The sequence below is a fragment of the Levilactobacillus mulengensis genome (genome assembly GCF_003946045.1).
In the GTDB taxonomy this organism is placed as follows: domain Bacteria; phylum Bacillota; class Bacilli; order Lactobacillales; family Lactobacillaceae; genus Levilactobacillus; species Levilactobacillus mulengensis.
Genome location: NZ_RHNW01000001.1, coordinates 1 through 16542 on the forward strand (window position 1 = coordinate 1; position 16542 = coordinate 16542).

Genomic DNA, 16542 nt, shown 5'->3' on the forward strand with positions numbered 1-16542 from the left:
GGTGAAAATGGGCCGTGACGCTGTGGGCGCACGTCTGGAGCCGAAGGGCGGTCTCCAGACTTACTTTGAGCCGCTGAAAGCGCGTCTCAAAGATAGCAGTTGCCTAAGCGGGAAACCCGCTAAGGCAACTCCCACGGCTGAGCCCATTTTCACCAGCCCTGCGGCTGACACGGCGTTAACCCTACAGCAGTGTCAGTTGATTCTGATCAGTGGGGAGGTTGCCTGATTTGTCCGCGGTCTTCAATTGTTTGATGAATGGATTGTCTCTGATTCGAGTAACTCATCTTTCAATTGGATTAGCGTTGAATTAACAGTTCTAGCCAGTGATTGATTGACTCAAAGAAATTGCACGAGTCAGTCTAAGTGACCAGAGGCGGATCAAGATGACCAGCTGTGTCGATGTTCTTAGCTGAGTGAATTTCTCAGCTTAGAACATGGGACGACCTTGGAAACTCGCGGGGGTTAGCGAGGTTTCAAGGCGAGGTGGAAGCCCGCTTCTCAGGCTGGAGCCGGGCCCCACAGCAGGGCACCTTGAATCCGCCGCCGGGAACGGCAGTCACCCGCCATTTAGTCGGCCAATAAGGCAAATTAAACACAAGCATAACCAGTTAAAAATCAAACCAAATGTTAAAACAGAAAGTATGGTGCATTGCATGACTTCAGTAATCTTCATGGGCACGCCGGCCTTTTCGGCACCCATCCTCAGTAGTTTAATCAAGAACGGCTATGACGTTTTAGCCGTTGTGACCCAACCGGACCGTAAAGTTGGGCGGAAACACGTGTTAACGGCATCCCCCGTTAAGCAGGTCGCCGTTGAAAATGGCATCGAAGTCCTTCAACCGCAAAAGATTTCCGGCAGTGATGAGATGGCGCGGGCCATTGAATTAGCTCCGGACTTAATTGTGACGGCGGCCTTTGGCCAATTTTTGCCAACCAAGTTACTTAAGGCGGCCAAGGTAGCGGCGGTCAACGTTCACGCCTCCTTACTGCCCAAGTACCGCGGTGGCGCGCCCGTTCACTATGCCATCATGAATGGTGACAAGGAGACCGGGGTTTCCATCATGTTCATGGAAAAGAAAATGGATGCCGGTGCGGTTTTGGCCCAACAGGCCATGCCAATCACGGATCAAGATGACGTGGGGTCCATGTTTGACAAGCTGAGTTTGCTGGGCCGCGATTTACTGCTGGAGACCTTACCAAAGTTACTGGCTGGTGAAATCACGCCGGTCCCTCAGGATGAATCCAAGGTCACGTTCTCACCAACCATCAAGTCCGATGAAGAACGGATCGATTTAAACCTGAGTGCCCATTTGATTGACTGCAAGGTCCGGGCATTACGGCCAGCGCCTATCGCCCATATCTACTTAAACGGTGTGCGGACGAAGTTGTGGCAAGTGACCGTGCTGGACGAGACGACCGACTTACAACCGGGCGCCTTGGTCAGCCATGACAAGCACCACCTGGCGATTGCCACGGGAGAACACGGGGTCTTAGGCCTTGACGAGATTCAACCGGCCGGGAAGCCCAAGCTAAGTATCACGGACTTCTTGAACGGGACGAGCGACGCACTGACAATAGGCGAACAGGTGGCTGAATAATGACAAAAAATAATACACCGCGGGCTTTAGCGGTTGAAGCACTGACACGAGTATCCAATGGGGCTTACTCAAACTTACAATTGGAACAAACCTTAGAAAATAACAATTTGAGTGACGTCGACCGGCGCTTTGTGACCAACCTGGTTTACGGAACGATCCAACACCAATTAACGTTGGAATACTACCTGGAAGGCTTCATCAAGCCCAACCAGAAGGTCTTGCCTTGGGTCAAAATGACCTTGCTGGTGGCGTTATACCAAGAATTATATTTGGACCGGGTTCCTAAGCGAGCCATCTTTAACGAAGCCATTCAATTGGCCAAGGACCGGGGCCACGAAGGCATTCGGCGCTTTGTGACCGGGGTCTTACACGCCATGGACCGCCAAGGCTTGCCCGATTTGAGCAAAATTGAAGACCCAACGAAACGCTTGAGCCTGGAATACTCCGTGCCAGAATGGTTGGTCACCGCGATTCAAAAGCAGGTTGGCGATGACAAGGCCGTCAGCATTTTAGAAACGATCAACCAACCGGCCGCGCAGTCCGTGCGGGTCAACACCGCAGTGGCCACGACCGAAGAGGTTGAACAATCCTTACAGGACCAGGGTTACACAGTGACGCCTAGCGTGGTTGCCGCCGATGCCTTCCGTTTGGACGATAAGGCAGCTAACCAAAGCAATGTCTTTGAAACTGGGGAGCTGACGATCCAAGATGAGAGTGCGATGTTACCCGTCGAGGCCTTACAGGTCCGTCCTGGGGACCAAGTGCTCGATGCTTGTGCCGCACCTGGGGGCAAGACGACCCAGATTGCTGCACTGCTGGACGCCCATTCCGGTGGGAAAGTCACGGCCTTGGATCTACATCCCAAGAAGGTCGATCTGATCGACAGAAATGCCGAACGGATGCACGTGGCCGACCGTGTCGATGCCGTGGCCTTAGACGCCCGTAACATTGACGACCGGTTCCCCCACAAGGAATTTGACCGCATCTTAGTCGATGCCCCTTGTTCTGGACTGGGCCTGATTCGGCGGAAACCAGAAATTCGTTATGAAAAGACGCCGCAAGACATCCAACAACTGCAAAAGGTTCAGCTGGGTATCTTGGACGTCGTGAGTCAAAAGTTAAAGCCAAATGGGATTTTGGTTTACAGTACCTGCACCATTTTGGACACGGAAAACGCGGACGTGGCAGCGAAGTTCTTGGCGGCTCATCCCGACTTCGAGTCCATGCGGGTAACCACAAAATTAAACGTTAAGGGCGACCGGGACACGGATACGTTGAACATCTACCCAGATGATTTCGACTCTGACGGGTTCTTCGTCAGTGCCTTCCGGAAAAAGAAGTAGAGGTGACCAGCCATGGAAGTGGCATACCGCACGTCAATTGGAAAACAACGCAATGATAATGAAGACTACGTGGATGTGTTCACGAACCAGGCAGGGAAACATCTCGCCATCATCGCCGACGGTATCGGTGGCCATCAGGGTGGCGACGTCGCCAGTGCCATGGCGGTTTCCCACCTGGGCCACGAGTTTGAACAGACCAAGTTAACCACGCCGGCCGCAGCGCGTCAGTGGATTGCCACGGAGATTACCGCGGAGAACCAATCAATTATTGACAAGTCCAACCAGTTCGCCGATTTGAACGGGATGGGCACGACGCTAGTAGCCGCTCTGTATTTCACGGAGGAGGTCGTCATCGCTAACATTGGTGATTCACGGGCCTACCTGATGCGAGACAATGAGCTGCGACAACTGACCGAGGACCATTCGCTGGTCAACGAGCTGGTCAAACGCGGTGAAATTAGCCGTCAGGCCGCGCGTCACCATCCCCAGAAGAACGTGATCATTCGGTCACTAGGGATTTCGGACGATGCGCGCTTTGATCTCAACACGTATCCGTTAGTCTTGGGAGATCAGCTCTTGCTGTGCACCGATGGGCTGACCAACATGGTGGATGACCATCAGATTCAGGCCGTCCTGACCAGTGACCAGACGCCTAAGGAAAAATGTGATCAGCTGATCGACATGGCCAATGCCGCTGGCGGGCTGGACAACATCACCGTTCTCCTGCTGACCAACTTCTCACGGGAGGTGGCTGGCTAATGCGGACGGGGTATACGCTGAGCGGCCGCTACCGCATCGTCCGGGCATTGGGCGAAGGTGGCATGGCCAACGTTTATTTGGCTCACGATCTGATTTTAGACCGGGACGTCTCCGTGAAGTTATTACGGTTAGATTTGCGGGATGATCCCAGCACGATTCGCCGGTTCCAGCGCGAGGCGTTGGCGGCGACCGAGCTGGTCAATCCGAACATCGTTCAGGTCTATGACGTGGGCGAGGAAAATGGGATGCAGTATCTGGTCATGGAGTACGTCGAGGGAACCGACCTCAAGGCGTACATCAAGGACCACTTTCCCATTGCCTATCAAGAAGTGATTCAGATCATGGAACAGATCCTGAGTGCGGTCCAAACGGCCCACGAGCATAACATTATTCATCGGGATCTGAAACCACAAAACATTTTGATCGATCAAAATAAGGTCGCGAAAATTACCGACTTTGGGATTGCCGTGGCTTTGTCGGAACACAGTTTGACGCAGACCAACACGGTCCTGGGTTCGGTGCACTATTTGTCACCGGAACAGGCGCGTGGGGGGATGGCGACCAAGAAGTCCGACATCTATTCGCTCGGTATCATTTTGTACGAACTGTTAACGGGAACGGTACCCTTCGAGGGTGAAACCGCCGTCTCCATTGCCTTGAAGCATTTCCAATCGGAGATTCCGTCCGTCCGCGAGATTGACCCACGGATTCCGCAAGCCTTGGAAAATGTGGTTCTCAAGGCCACGTCCAAGCGCCCGGAAGACCGGTACGTCGATGCCGCGAGTATGGCAGCCGATTTGAAAACATCGCTGTCCCCCAAGCGGGCGGGTGAACGCAAATTTACGCCGGTTCAGGACGATGATGGGGAGACTAAGGTCTTGCCCCTCAGCGCGCTGAACTCGGCCGCACCCGTTGCGGCTGAAGCGGCCACGAAGGCGGACTCCAAGCCAGCGGCCAAGGCCGATGACGAGAAAACGCCGCAGAAAAAAGATAAGAAGGGCCGCAAGAAGACCCGGCATCCGCGGCGGCGTAAATTTCTGCTGGCCGGCCTTGTCGTGCTTCTGCTGGTCGCCGGTATTCTGATTGGCATGGCGCTCTTCCGGCCGCAGATGACCAGTGTACCCGACGTGACCGGACGGACCGAAAACGTGGCTGAGTCGCGGTTGCAGGACGCCTATCTGAGCGTCGGCAAGGTTCACAAGACAGCCAGTTCCAAGGTCAAAGTGAACCGCGTCGTCCGAACGGAACCCCGGTCTGGGACCCAGCTCAAACGCGAGACGGTCGTGGACCTGTGGATCAGCACGGGTCCGAAGCGCTACAAACTGGCCAATTACCAGGGTGATTCGTACGCCAGCACCGCCGCCAAGTTGGAGGCTCTGGGCTTTACCGTTCATCGGGAGTCCGTGCATTCAACCAGCGTGCCAGCCGGCAAAATCATGCAACAGAGCGTGACCGCTGGCGAACGGGTCGTGCCGTCACGGACGGACATAACCTTCACGGTGTCGACCGGCTCGGCGACCGTGACGTTGGCGGACCTGACGGACAAGACCAAGGCCCAAGCCCAGGGCTACGCGACCAACCACAACCTGAACTTGGCGTTTGACTACGCCTACTCCAGTGACGTCGCCAAGGGCCGCGTGATCAAGCAGTCTCCTGGTGAGGGTGCTGTCGTGCGAGAGGGCGATGAGGTCACCTTGACCCTGTCACGGGGCGCAGAGAGCGAGAGTAGCTCCAGCGTCGATCAGTTCAGCGTGAACGTGAAGATTCCGTTTGATAATAGCGACAGCGAGAGTGAAAGCGACGACAGCGATGAGAGCAGCAGTAGCAGTAGCTCGTCGGCGTCGAACCTGGTTCAGATCTATCTGAAGGACCAGGATCACTCGCTGAGCACCATCTACAAGCAGATGACGATCACGGCGGATACCAGCGTAACGTTGCCATTCACCGTGGCATCTGGCAAGGCGGGGGCGTATAAGGTGGTCAGAGACGGCCACGTCATCGCTTCCGACAGCCACGTCACCAAGAACTAATGCACGTTGTTGGTCGCCTTACCGGGTGGTTAGATTGTTTCGCTCAGGTAATTCGGAGTGCCAAGCAAGGTTATTGGATGATTAATTTTCAAACAAAAAACGTTTTCGTAATCGTCAAGGAATTGGCGGCTACGAAAACGTTTTTTAGTTCAGTGCATTTAGGAAGAGTAATCTGTTCGTTTTTTTCTAAAATAGGGTACTGTGATAATACAAGATGATTTTTGACGATTGGACATCCCAATCTATAACATCACCATTTTCGAAGGGAAAATGTAGCGGTACCATCACTCCGTTATTAATAAATTCATCATAAGAGATAGTTACGTCTGGTATGAGGTTAAGAGTGAGGACGGGGAGACATGAGAAATATTTTAAAGAATAGGGCTGTGTTGACCCTCTCTACGGCAAACATTGCTGAAACGATTGGCGTCAGTCTTTTTAATATTATTTTACTAATGTATGCCAAGCAGATGGCACAGCCTACGTTGATGGTTTCAATTGTATCAATCAGTGTTATTATTCCAGGAACATTAGGGATTCTAACGGGGCGTTTAGCTGATTTTTCCCGTAACAAAGCACGAGCATTAATTTATGCCAAGTTGGTGCAGTCTGGACTCTATGTGCTTTTAGGCTGTGTTATTACGAGAAAAACACTTTGGGTCTTCGGGGTTGTGATTGCGGTTGATATTATCTCACATTGCTTGGGACAGTACAGTAGCAGTCTTCGATTGCCAATTATTAAAGAAAAGGTACCAAAAGGGGAGCGGCAGCAGGTCCTAGGTTTAAATCAAAGCATTGCTTCTTTGTTACAACCTGTTGGCCAGTCTTTAGGGATTACGGTGATTGCGTTGTCACATGACTACGCAATTGCAGCGTTTATTAATGCGGGAACATTTCTTGTTGCAGCTTTAATTTTAAAACTTGATCAGAATAGATTAGTGGTTAAAACTACTGAAATGACGTCGGCATCATCATGAATTGACTAGCTTACCGTTCAGTCTCGAAATTCTGCTAATCAATACCTGTTTTATTTTGGGAACGATTTTTGGGAGTCTTTGTAAAATTAGGTGGATAGATTGTTTATCCTTCAAGTGTCTGATGATTTTAGATATTGGATTGTTGATATTCTTGTTCAGCAACTTTTTACTGATACAGAATTATTGGTTCGTTCTTTTCACGGTATTTCTGACATCTTTTGGTTTAGCAAAATTAAATCCTAAATTGTATGCTCAAATCATAGAAGCCGCGGATGAAAAGATTGTTGGTACAGTCGTTGGAACTTTGGGGTCGTTAGTCACAGCTGCTGTGCCCATTGGAAGTGTTGGACTTGTCGTTCTTTACAATTCGGTGTCGCCTGATTTTGCCTATTTAACGGCAATCGCTTTGTTGATTGTTGGTATGACTACGTTAATCTTTGATAAACGAAATGTTAGTCCTGATAGGTAGATGAAGACGATGAAGCGAGCCAACTCAGCGATTAGCTAGTTGGTGAATCGCCCCTGGAAACAGGCACGATTGCACGGCGATTGTTTCTTGGCTTGGATATTTTGGGTAGGCGTTGCTTAGCGAAAGATTGTGTTCGCTGTCAGGATAGTGAAAAATACGGGGTCCATGTCAGTGACCAGAGGCGGGTCAAGGTGAACAGCTGTGTCAGTGTTCTAGACTGAGTGGGCTGCTCAGTCTAGAACACGGGACGACCTGGGAGACTGGTGGTTTTCCAGGCTTCCAGGCGAGGTGGCAGACCGTACCTCAGGCTGACACCGTTCCCCACAGTAGGACCGCTTGAGCCTGCTGGCGGGAACGGTTGTCATTCACCACACATTTTTAGTCTTGCGGACAATTGAACTAACACAATCTGCAGGAAAACTAGTGCCGAACTGCAAATTAGTGTAAACTGAAAGGAAAGAGTTTAAAGGAGGTGCTGCATGTCAGAAGGACAGATTCGTCAATCACTCAGTGGCTTTTATGATATCTACAGTGAGGGCCAAACTTACCGGACGCGCGCACGGGGAAACTTTCGGAAACGCAAGATCACGCCGCTCGTGGGCGACCGGGTAACCTTTGAAAGTACGTCGCCTAAGGAAGGTTATGTGCTGGAGATTTTACCGCGGGACAACGAATTAACGCGGCCACCCGTTGCCAACGTTGATCAGGGCGTTGTGGTTACGGCCGTGGCGTCACCTGAGTTTTCGACTGGCCTACTGGATCGCCAACTGATTGCGCTAGAGGTCAGTGACATTACTCCCGTGATTTACTTCACGAAGACCGACTTGATCGACGATGCCCGCTACCAGGAGTTTGAAACCCTGGCGGCCGGTTACCGGAAGATTGGGTACACAGTTTGTTTGACGCGAGAACCGTTTGCCAAAGCGGGGCTTGACCAACTCAAGGCCACGTTAAAGGGCCAAGAGACCGTCATCATGGGTCAGACCGGGGCGGGAAAATCCACTCTGTTGAATCACATTTCGCCGGACCTGGCGTTAGCGACGGGAGAAATCTCAACCGCGTTAAACCGGGGGAAACATACCACGCGGAAGGTGAGTCTGATGCCGATTGCGGGGGGCCTAGTGGCTGATACGCCAGGGTTCTCCTCGTATGAGACGTTGACGATCGATTATCGTGACCTGTGTCACTACTTCCCGGAATTTTTGAACGTGGCGAGTGACTGTCGGTTCCGTGGGTGTGTTCACGTTAATGAGCCGGGCTGTGCCGTTAAGGCCGGATTGGCGAACGGGGACTTCCTGCAGAGTCGGTACGATAATTATTTACAATTACTTACGTTGTTAAAGAATCAAAAACCAATTTATAACAAGAAGAAATGAGGAAGAGATTTTATGATTAAAGTAGCGCCTTCAATTTTAAGTGCAGATTACGTGAACCTCCAACCAGACATTGAAAAGGTCGACCAAGCCGGTGCTGAAGTCTTACACATCGACATCATGGATGGTAGCTTCGTCCCAGCCCTGTCTTACGGTCCCGGTTGGGTCAAGGCAATTCGGCCAATCACAAAGATGGTCTTAGACGTTCACATGATGGTCCAAAACCCAGAACGTTACGTTGAAGACTTTGCCAAGGCTGGTGCCGACATCATTGGTGTCCACGTTGAAGCAACGCCACACATTCACCGGGCCTTACAAATGATTCAAAACGCCGGTGCAACGCCAGAAGTTGTCATCAACCCGGGGACGCCCGTTTCCATGATCGAACCCGTTCTGGACATGGTCGGCCAAGTGCTGGTGATGACGGTCAACCCTGGCTTTGGTGGTCAGAAGTTCTTACACAGCACGGTTGCTAAGATTGCTGAATTGGATGCCATCAAGAAGGCCAAGGGCTACGACTTTGATATCGAAGTCGATGGTGGGGTCAACAACCAAACCGTTGTGGACTGTGCCAAGGCTGGTGCTACGGTTGCGGTTGCTGGTTCATACGTCTTCAACGCCGAAGACCCAGCTGCCCGGATTCAAGCCCTGAAGGACGCGACAAAATAATGCCCCGGGGCGGAACGTTTAATCTGTTAGTGGGGGGTCCCAAGGCTAATTGGCCGGCAGACCTCACTGAGAAAATCGTTGGCCCCTGGATTGGCGTTGATCGGGGGACTTTACGGTTAATCGATCACAATGTGCAGCCGGTGGCGGCCATTGGGGACTTTGATTCCCTGGCGGCACCGGAGTTACAACGGGTGCGGCGCAATGTCAAAGACATTCGGCAGTCGCAGCCCGAAAAGGATTTTACCGATACGCAGATGGCGGTCTCCGTGGCCTTTGGGGATTACGGGGCCGACAACGTCGACATTTATGGGGCGACGGGCGGTCGGTTAGATCACTTTTTGGCGAACCTCTTTATCGTGTTGGAACCGCAGTACAAGTTGTATGCGAGTCGCATTCGGTTGATTGATAAACAGAATACGATTACGTACTATTTACCGGGTCACTACACGTTGCAGAAGGAACCCGACAAGAATTACCTGGCCTTTGTGCCATTGACGCCCATCGACCATCTCAGCTTGATCGATGAGAAGTATCAGCTCCATGACGAACCGATTCCGTACCCGATTTCCTTTGCCAGCAACGAGTTTGTCGGCGACACCGGGGAATTTCAGTTTGACACGGGCGTGCTCTGCGTCATCCAAAGCTGTGACACCTACGAGGCGCGGCACGAGTAAGCGTTAGCTGAACAGCTAGCGGGTTCAGCGTCTCCGGACGGGTGAAAATGGGAGCGGTTCGTTGTGGGCGGACGCCCGGAGCCAAAGGACGGTCTCCTGGCTTCCTTTGCGCCTCATAAGACGAGTCGCAAAGTGACCAATTCCCTAAATGGCTATCGCCATTTAGAGAATTCCCACGACTGGCCCCATTTTCACCCGTCCTGTGGCTTGCACTAGTTTTTCAGCTAACTCTCTAGTGTGTTACTGGTCTGAGACGGGTGTTATCCTTTTACTAGAAATGAAAAATACGACACACAAAATTCTGTAAAAAGAATTTCGTGTGTCGTATTTATTTTGAAAAAATTTTAAGACAACCCAGCTTGATGAGCGGGTGAGGGCAACCGTCCGCGTCGAGGAGGCTTTGAGAAACAGTCTTAAACCTCCGAGTTTGATTTTAGGACACTTCTAATAAGTCTGTTTTGCCAAGAGGCGTCACTGCGGGCCAGCAAAGGTAATCCCTGTTTCACTCAACCGAACAATGGTAAACTATCATATAGAAGCAATTGTTAATGAATCCAATCAGTGAGGGACTAGATACGAAAAAAATGAAATAAAAAAGCACCAACCAGCGACTGCTGATTAGTGCTTTCAAGATTAGTCATATCTAGAAACTAGACACGAGTGACCTTACCTGACTTCAAAGTCCGAGCTGAAATCCAGACTTTTTTCGGCTTACCGTCCACTAAGATGCGAACCTTTTGTAAGTTCGGCTTCCAAGCGCGACGACTTGAATTCAAAGCGTGAGAACGCTTGTTACCGAAGCGCGTCCGCTTGCCGTTGAGAAAATCCTTTGCCATGGCGTAAACCCTCCTTTATGGATTCATTACTTTTAAAAAGCAGTGCTTTTTACTCACCTGAATAATTTACCATACAATTTTGTGGAAAGCAATGTTTTCTTTCAAGGAAATTTACTTGACACTTATTTACCGTAAGAACAAGCATTTCGGTGTTCCTATTTCTATTTTTGCTTAGGTTGTGGTAAGATTAATTTCTGTTAAAGATTCTATATCCAGACAAGGAGGCTATTTCCATGGCCGTAAAGATTAAAACTCAGTACGGAACAATTGATATTACCAATGAAGTGATTGCGACCGTTGTTGGGGGCGCCGCGACTGATAACTATGGTGTCGTGGGCATGGCAAGTAAGAATCAGATTCGTGACAACGTTAACGATATTTTACGGCGGGAGAATTATGCCCGCGGGGTCGTCGTTCGCCAAGAAGAGAACGGGGTTGCCATTGACGTGTACGTGATTGCCAGCTACGGAACTAAGATTTCCGAAGTTTCACGCAGCGTCCAGTCTAAAGTTAAATATAACCTAGAAACAATGCTGGGGGTTACCGCAAACTCAGTGAACGTCATCGTACAAGGGGTGCGGGTATTGGCTGATTAGCCAGTCGTACTGAAATCAAGGAGGAAACTTAGTTGAAAGTAACAGAAATTACTAATCTTGAGTTTGGTAAGATGGTCCAAGCCGCCTCGCAAAAGCTAAACCAAAACGCTGATTTTATTAATTCATTGAACGTCTTCCCAGTTCCTGATGGGGACACTGGGACCAACATGAGCCTGTCGTTACAAAGTGGGGCCAAGTACGAACGCGATGCTGATAGCACGGCGGTCGGTGTCCTGGCCGTGGCTTTGGCCAAGGGCTTACTGATGGGCGCCCGGGGCAACTCCGGTGTGATCCTGTCCCAAATTTTCCGTGGCTTTTCCAAAAAGTTAGCTGACAAGCAAACGCTGACGGCCCAAGATTTGGCCGATGGCTTCGCAGCCGGCGCAGAGACCGCCTACAAGGCCGTTATGAAGCCAACGGAGGGAACTATCCTGACCGTTGTTCGTGAGGGTGCTCAGGCGGGCTTAAACACGGCTAAGGAGTCCGATGACGTCTTAGCTGTGATGGACGCTGTCTTTGAGGCGGCCAAGGCTGCTTTGGCAACCACACCAGACTTACTGCCTGTCTTGAAGCAGGTGGGCGTGGTGGACTCCGGTGGTCAAGGGTTGACTTTTGTACTGGAAGCCTTTAACGACTCCCTAAACGGCCGTGTCGCTGAAGAGGGCGACTACAAGCCAGACGATGCTGAAATGGACGAAATGATTGACGCTGCGCACCATCAGAGTGTGCAAGGAAAATTAGATCCTAACAGCATCAAGTATGGTTACTGTACTGAAATCATGGTACGTATCGGCCGTGGGAAACAAGTTGACCACGACTTTGATTACGATACCTTCTACAAGTATCTCGCTGATTTAGGGGATTCCCTGTTGGTCGTGAATGATGAAGAAATCGTCAAAGTTCACGTTCACACGGAACATCCTGGTAAAGTTATTGCCTGGGGCCAAGAATTTGGTGATTTAGCCAAGGTCAAGGTTGATAACATGCGGATGCAACAGGAAACCATCATGGAGCACGATGAAGAAACTGGGGCCGCTCCGGTGGCCACAGCAACCGACGAAGCCCCTGCCGACACGGCCATCATTGCGATTGCCGCCGGCGAAGGCCTTGGGACGTTGTTCAAGAGCTTAGGCGTGACCCACGTGGTCAACGGTGGGCAAACCATGAATCCAAGTACGCAGGATATCGTGGATGCCATCAACCAGAGCCAAGCTAAACGGGCCATTGTGTTGCCAAACAACAAAAATATTTTCTTAGCCGCTGAACAAGCCGCTAAGGTCGCTGATATTCCAGCCGTTATCGTCCATTCCAAGACGGTTTCGCAAGGGATGACGGCGATGCTCGGGTACAATCCAGACGCTGAATTGGCAGAAAACCAAGAAGCCATGGAAGATAACTTGAGCGCCGTGAAGAGTGGTCAAGTGACCCACGCGATTCGCGATACCCAACTTGATGGGTTTGATATCAAGGAAGGGAACTTCATGGGCATCGTTGACGGGACCATCAAGGTGACCGACGCCGATCTGTTAAAGACCGCCGTCGACACGGTGAAGGCCATGCTCGATGATGAGAGTGAAATTATTACGATTATTTACGGTTCTGACACGACGGCCGAGGTTGCGGAACAGTTGCAACAACAGGTCGAAGCGTTGGATGATGACTTAGAAACAGAAGTTCATGAAGGGGACCAACCGGTTTACCCATTCTTGATTTCGGTTGAATAACCGGTAAACGAAAAAAGATTGGGCTAATGGTCCAGTCTTTTTTTCGCTATCACCAGTGACGGGAGGGAAGCACATGACAAGTTTAAGCGATAGCGTCGCCGCCTTAGCAGGGGTCGGCCCCAAGCGGGTTCAGGCGCTCAAGAGTCTCGACATTGAAAATATTAATGATTTATTGACCTACTTTCCCTTCCGTTACGAAGACTTACAGGCTAAGGACCCGGCCGAGTTAACCGACCAGGCCAAGGTCACCTTAAAGGGAACGGTTGCGGGGGCAGCTGTCTTGACGCGGTTCGGTCGTAAGAAAAATCGGTTAAATTTCCGGTTGTTACTGGATGAACACACTGTCATCCCGGTGACGTTTTTCAACCAACCCTGGCTAAAAGATAAGCTCGAGGTCGGTAATGAAATCGTGGTCTACGGGCGGTTCGATGCCAAACGGCAGAGCCTGGCGGGGATGAAAATCCTGGCCAGTGCCGACAGCGGCATGGGGTCCATTTACCCGGCCAACAAGGAAATCCGGCAGGGCACGATTCAAAAGCTCGTTGAATCCGCGTTTGACACCTATGAGCCGGTGATCGTCGACCTGATTCCCGAGGGCTTGCGCGACCAGTACCGCTTGCTTCACCGCAAGCAAATGATTCACGATATGCATTTTCCAGCCGACGCCAACGCGGCCCAGGCAGCCCGTCGCACGGCCAAGTTTGAGGAGTTTTATCTCTTTGAGCTGCGTCTACAAATCGTGCGGGAACAGGACCACACCTTACATGGCAAGGCGCTACACTACGATTTGGCCAAGCTCAAGGCATTTATCGATTCACTGCCTTATGAGTTGACCGGGGCGCAAAAGAAAGTCGTTAATGAAATTTGTTTCGATTTGAAACGACCGGTTCACATGAACCGACTCCTGCAAGGGGATGTCGGGAGTGGGAAGACCGTCGTCGCCGCCATTGCCATGTACGCCGCGATTACCGCGGGGGCCCAGGCGGCCCTGATGGCCCCGACCGAAATTTTAGCCGAACAACATGCCAATAACCTGGCCAAGCTGTTCGCTGATTTCCCAGTCAATGTCGCCCTCTTAACCGGAGCGACCAAGGCCGCGGCCCGCAAGACCCTGTTGCCGCAAATCAAACGGGGTGGCGTGGACCTCTTGATTGGGACCCATGCCCTGATTCAGCCCGAGGTCGACTACCATGACCTGGGACTAGCCGTGATCGATGAGCAACACCGCTTCGGGGTCAACCAACGCCAGGCGTTACGAGAAAAGGGCCAACAGCCCGATGTGCTGGCCATGACGGCCACGCCAATTCCCCGGACCCTCGCGATTACCGCGTACGGTGAAATGGATGTCTCGGTCATTAACGAGCTTCCCGCCGGTCGGCAACCCATCAAGACCACCTGGATTCGTAGCAATCAGGTCGACGCCACGCTGCGTCAGGTCAAGGCGGAGCTGAGCACGGGTTCACAAGCTTACGTGGTCACGCCCCTGATTGAGGAATCCGAAGCCGTCGACATGAAAAATGCCGAGGCCATTTACGAACGATTTAAAGAAGAATTTGAACCGACCTACAAGGTAGGCCTGCTGCATGGTCGGATGAAAGATGACGAGAAAAATGCCATCATGGATGCGTTCAAGGCCAATGAGTTTCAGGTGTTGGTCGCCACGACAGTGATTGAAGTCGGAGTCGATGTGCCCAACGCCACGCTGATGATGATTTACGACGCCGACCACTTCGGTTTGGCCCAATTGCATCAATTACGGGGCCGGGTCGGTCGAGGAACGCGGGCATCGGCTTGTATTTTAATTGCTGACCCCAAAAATCAATTAGCTGTCGAACGAATGACGACCATGACCAGTACCAATGACGGGTTTGTGCTGTCGCAAAAGGACTTGGAATTGCGGGGCCCGGGTGATATTCTGGGAAGAAAGCAGTCCGGGGTACCCGACTTTAAGGTGGGCGATCCCGTGGCCGACCTCAATATTTTAAGCGCGGCGCAACAGGCCGCTAAAGAAACCGTCGCCTCGCCAAATTGGGCGGACAAGGACGATAACCTGGCTCTGGCAGCGTTTCTCAGCACCACCGCGCACCGCAACACCACCATGGATTAGCCAAAGGAGATTACTCATGAAAATTGCTGTAGATGCAATGGGCGGCGACTATGCGCCCGCTGAAATCGTTAAGGGCATCGAATTAGCCCGTGACGCGTACCCAGACATTGAATTTTTACTGTACGGTCAAGAAGAAAAGGTTCAACCGCTGTTACAGGACAGTACCCGTATCAAATTGATGCCGGCACCAGAAGTGATTGCCATGGAGGACGAACCCGTTCGTGCCGTGCGCCGGAAGAAAAATTCCAGCATCGTGCTGGCCGCAACGGCCGTCCGTGAGGGGGAGGCCGACGCCTTCTTCTCCGCTGGAAATACCGGGGCTGTCTTGGCTGCCGGCCTGCTGATTGTCGGCCGAATCAAGGGTATCGACCGGCCTGGGCTGACGACCACCTTACCCGTCCTGCAAAAGCCAGACCAATCGAGCTTTGTGATGCTGGACGTAGGAGCCAACGCCGATACCAAGCCGTTTAACGTCGTGCAATATGCCATCATGGGCCAGTACTATGCTCAATCCGTCATGCACGTGGAAAAGCCCCGCGTCGGCCTGTTAAATAACGGGACGGAAGCGGATAAGGGTGATAAGAATCACCGGGCTATTCACGAAGCACTGGCTGCGATGGACGAAATTAATTTTGTCGGCAACGTTGAATCCCGTGAATTACTGAATGGGGCGGCGGACGTGGTCGTGACCGATGGGTTCACCGGAAACGCCACGTTGAAGGCCATCGAAGGCACCGCGCTGTCCATGCTGAAGCTGATCAAGGGTGAAATCATGAGCGGTGGCCTGGGTGGTAAAATTGGGGCCAGCATGTTGAAGCCGGTCTTCCGCAACGTTCGGAGCGCCATGGACTACTCCCAATACGGGGGGGCCGTACTTCTGGGCTTGAAGGCCCCAGTCGTTAAGACCCACGGCTCCACCAAGGCACCGACCGTTAAGAACACGATTGGTCAAATCCATGAACTGATTGCTAGCAAGAGTGCTGACCAGTTAGTCACTTACTTTGCCGAACACGGCGAGCAAATGAGCGCCCTCAAGGAGTCCCTGAAGTAAACGCCTATAATGGACTAAACGGAGCGCTCTGTGTCGCCTTACCGGGCGAGAAAAATGGGCCGGAACGCTGGGGGCAGGACGCCCAGAGCCCAAAAGCGGTCTCTGGGCTTGCTTTGAGCCTCTAAGAGCGAGTCTCAAAGTCACCATTTCTTGTTTGACGTTAAACCGTCAAACAAGAAATCCCCCGGCTGAGCCCATTTTTCTCGCCCTCACGGCTTAGCGTCGTTTAGCCCAGTTAGGTGTTCATATCGGGAGCTTCTCTTGATGTCAGATGATTGCCGGAATTGTATGGACTGGTGTCATCGCTGGCGTTCCCGGCGGTGGATTCAAGTTGCC

General features: G+C 51.7%; 15 protein-coding genes. 14 read left to right on the forward strand and 1 reads right to left on the reverse strand.

What is annotated here, in order from left to right:
- The 10 genes from EKM84_RS14275 to EKM84_RS00045 all read left to right on the forward strand — a co-directional run.
- Positions 1–226 (forward strand): hypothetical protein (locus tag EKM84_RS14275; protein ID WP_225418101.1); only part of this gene is annotated, 226 nt, incomplete at its 5' end.
- A 427-nt stretch (positions 227–653) separates the two neighbouring features.
- Complete coding sequence (fmt, locus tag EKM84_RS00005; protein ID WP_125762365.1) at positions 654–1598, forward strand: methionyl-tRNA formyltransferase; 945 nt, start codon at positions 654–656, stop codon at positions 1596–1598.
- On the forward strand, positions 1598–2941 hold the full coding sequence (rsmB, locus tag EKM84_RS00010; protein WP_125762367.1) for a 16S rRNA (cytosine(967)-C(5))-methyltransferase RsmB: 1344 nt from the start codon (positions 1598–1600) through the stop codon (positions 2939–2941). Before fmt ends, rsmB begins: the two co-directional genes overlap by 1 nt.
- A gap of 12 nt (positions 2942–2953) precedes the next feature.
- Positions 2954–3700, forward strand: coding sequence for a Stp1/IreP family PP2C-type Ser/Thr phosphatase (locus tag EKM84_RS00015; protein WP_125762369.1), 747 nt, complete (start codon positions 2954–2956; stop codon positions 3698–3700).
- A complete protein-coding gene (gene pknB / locus EKM84_RS00020; protein ID WP_125762371.1) occupies positions 3700–5730 on the forward strand; it encodes a Stk1 family PASTA domain-containing Ser/Thr kinase in 2031 nt (676 codons plus the stop codon). Before EKM84_RS00015 ends, pknB begins: the two co-directional genes overlap by 1 nt.
- 359 nt (positions 5731–6089) lie before the next feature.
- A complete protein-coding gene (locus EKM84_RS00025; protein WP_125762373.1) occupies positions 6090–6707 on the forward strand; it encodes an MFS transporter in 618 nt (205 codons plus the stop codon).
- Position 6708: 1 nt separating this feature from the next.
- Positions 6709–7176 (forward strand): MFS transporter, encoded by a 468-nt coding sequence (locus EKM84_RS00030; RefSeq protein WP_404819483.1) that lies wholly within the window; start codon positions 6709–6711, stop codon positions 7174–7176.
- 479 nt (positions 7177–7655) lie between these two features.
- Complete coding sequence (rsgA, locus tag EKM84_RS00035) at positions 7656–8552, forward strand: ribosome small subunit-dependent GTPase A (protein ID WP_125762377.1); 897 nt, start codon at positions 7656–7658, stop codon at positions 8550–8552.
- Positions 8553–8564: 12 nt separating this feature from the next.
- Positions 8565–9218 (forward strand): ribulose-phosphate 3-epimerase, encoded by a 654-nt coding sequence (rpe, locus tag EKM84_RS00040; protein ID WP_125762379.1) that lies wholly within the window; start codon positions 8565–8567, stop codon positions 9216–9218.
- Positions 9218–9892: a thiamine diphosphokinase gene (locus EKM84_RS00045; RefSeq protein ID WP_125762381.1), complete on the forward strand. Its 675-nt coding sequence runs from the start codon at positions 9218–9220 to the stop codon at positions 9890–9892. Before rpe ends, EKM84_RS00045 begins: the two co-directional genes overlap by 1 nt.
- A 650-nt stretch (positions 9893–10542) precedes the next feature.
- Here the strand turns inward: EKM84_RS00045 and rpmB are convergent.
- The gene (rpmB, locus tag EKM84_RS00050; protein ID WP_048736175.1) at positions 10543–10728 is read right to left on the reverse strand and encodes a 50S ribosomal protein L28; all 186 of its coding nucleotides are present in this window, start codon (positions 10726–10728) and stop codon (positions 10543–10545) included.
- 233 nt (positions 10729–10961) lie between these two features.
- Here rpmB and EKM84_RS00055 point away from each other — a divergent pair, with 233 nt between their 5' ends.
- The 4 genes from EKM84_RS00055 (at position 10962) to plsX (ending at position 16206) form a co-directional block, all read left to right on the forward strand.
- Positions 10962–11324 carry an Asp23/Gls24 family envelope stress response protein gene (locus tag EKM84_RS00055; protein ID WP_061776403.1) on the forward strand — a complete coding sequence of 121 codons (363 nt, stop codon included), beginning with the start codon at positions 10962–10964 and terminating at the stop codon, positions 11322–11324.
- A 32-nt stretch (positions 11325–11356) separates the two neighbouring features.
- Positions 11357–13048 (forward strand): DAK2 domain-containing protein, encoded by a 1692-nt coding sequence (locus EKM84_RS00060; RefSeq protein WP_125762383.1) that lies wholly within the window; start codon positions 11357–11359, stop codon positions 13046–13048.
- Between the two features lie 73 nt (positions 13049–13121).
- Complete coding sequence (gene recG, locus EKM84_RS00065) at positions 13122–15155, forward strand: ATP-dependent DNA helicase RecG (protein WP_125762385.1); 2034 nt, start codon at positions 13122–13124, stop codon at positions 15153–15155.
- 16 nt (positions 15156–15171) lie between these two features.
- Positions 15172–16206: a phosphate acyltransferase PlsX gene (plsX, locus tag EKM84_RS00070; RefSeq protein WP_125762387.1), complete on the forward strand. Its 1035-nt coding sequence runs from the start codon at positions 15172–15174 to the stop codon at positions 16204–16206.
- Positions 16207–16542: the final 336 nt, after the last annotated feature.

Bases quoted from the DNA above. Each gene is read 5' to 3' on its own strand.
- fmt (WP_125762365.1), top strand. From the start codon at position 654: ATGACTTCAGTAATCTTCATGGGCACGCCGGCCTTTTCGGCACCCATC.
- rsmB (WP_125762367.1), top strand. From the start codon at position 1,598: ATGACAAAAAATAATACACCGCGGGCTTTAGCGGTTGAAGCACTGACA.
- EKM84_RS00015 (WP_125762369.1), top strand. From the start codon at position 2,954: ATGGAAGTGGCATACCGCACGTCAATTGGAAAACAACGCAATGATAAT.
- pknB (WP_125762371.1), top strand. From the start codon at position 3,700: ATGCGGACGGGGTATACGCTGAGCGGCCGCTACCGCATCGTCCGGGCA.
- EKM84_RS00025 (WP_125762373.1), top strand. From the start codon at position 6,090: ATGAGAAATATTTTAAAGAATAGGGCTGTGTTGACCCTCTCTACGGCA.
- rsgA (WP_125762377.1), top strand. From the start codon at position 7,656: ATGTCAGAAGGACAGATTCGTCAATCACTCAGTGGCTTTTATGATATC.
- rpe (WP_125762379.1), top strand. From the start codon at position 8,565: ATGATTAAAGTAGCGCCTTCAATTTTAAGTGCAGATTACGTGAACCTC.
- EKM84_RS00045 (WP_125762381.1), top strand. From the start codon at position 9,218: ATGCCCCGGGGCGGAACGTTTAATCTGTTAGTGGGGGGTCCCAAGGCT.
- rpmB (WP_048736175.1), bottom strand. From the start codon at position 10,728: ATGGCAAAGGATTTTCTCAACGGCAAGCGGACGCGCTTCGGTAACAAG.
- EKM84_RS00055 (WP_061776403.1), top strand. From the start codon at position 10,962: ATGGCCGTAAAGATTAAAACTCAGTACGGAACAATTGATATTACCAAT.
- recG (WP_125762385.1), top strand. From the start codon at position 13,122: ATGACAAGTTTAAGCGATAGCGTCGCCGCCTTAGCAGGGGTCGGCCCC.
- plsX (WP_125762387.1), top strand. From the start codon at position 15,172: ATGAAAATTGCTGTAGATGCAATGGGCGGCGACTATGCGCCCGCTGAA.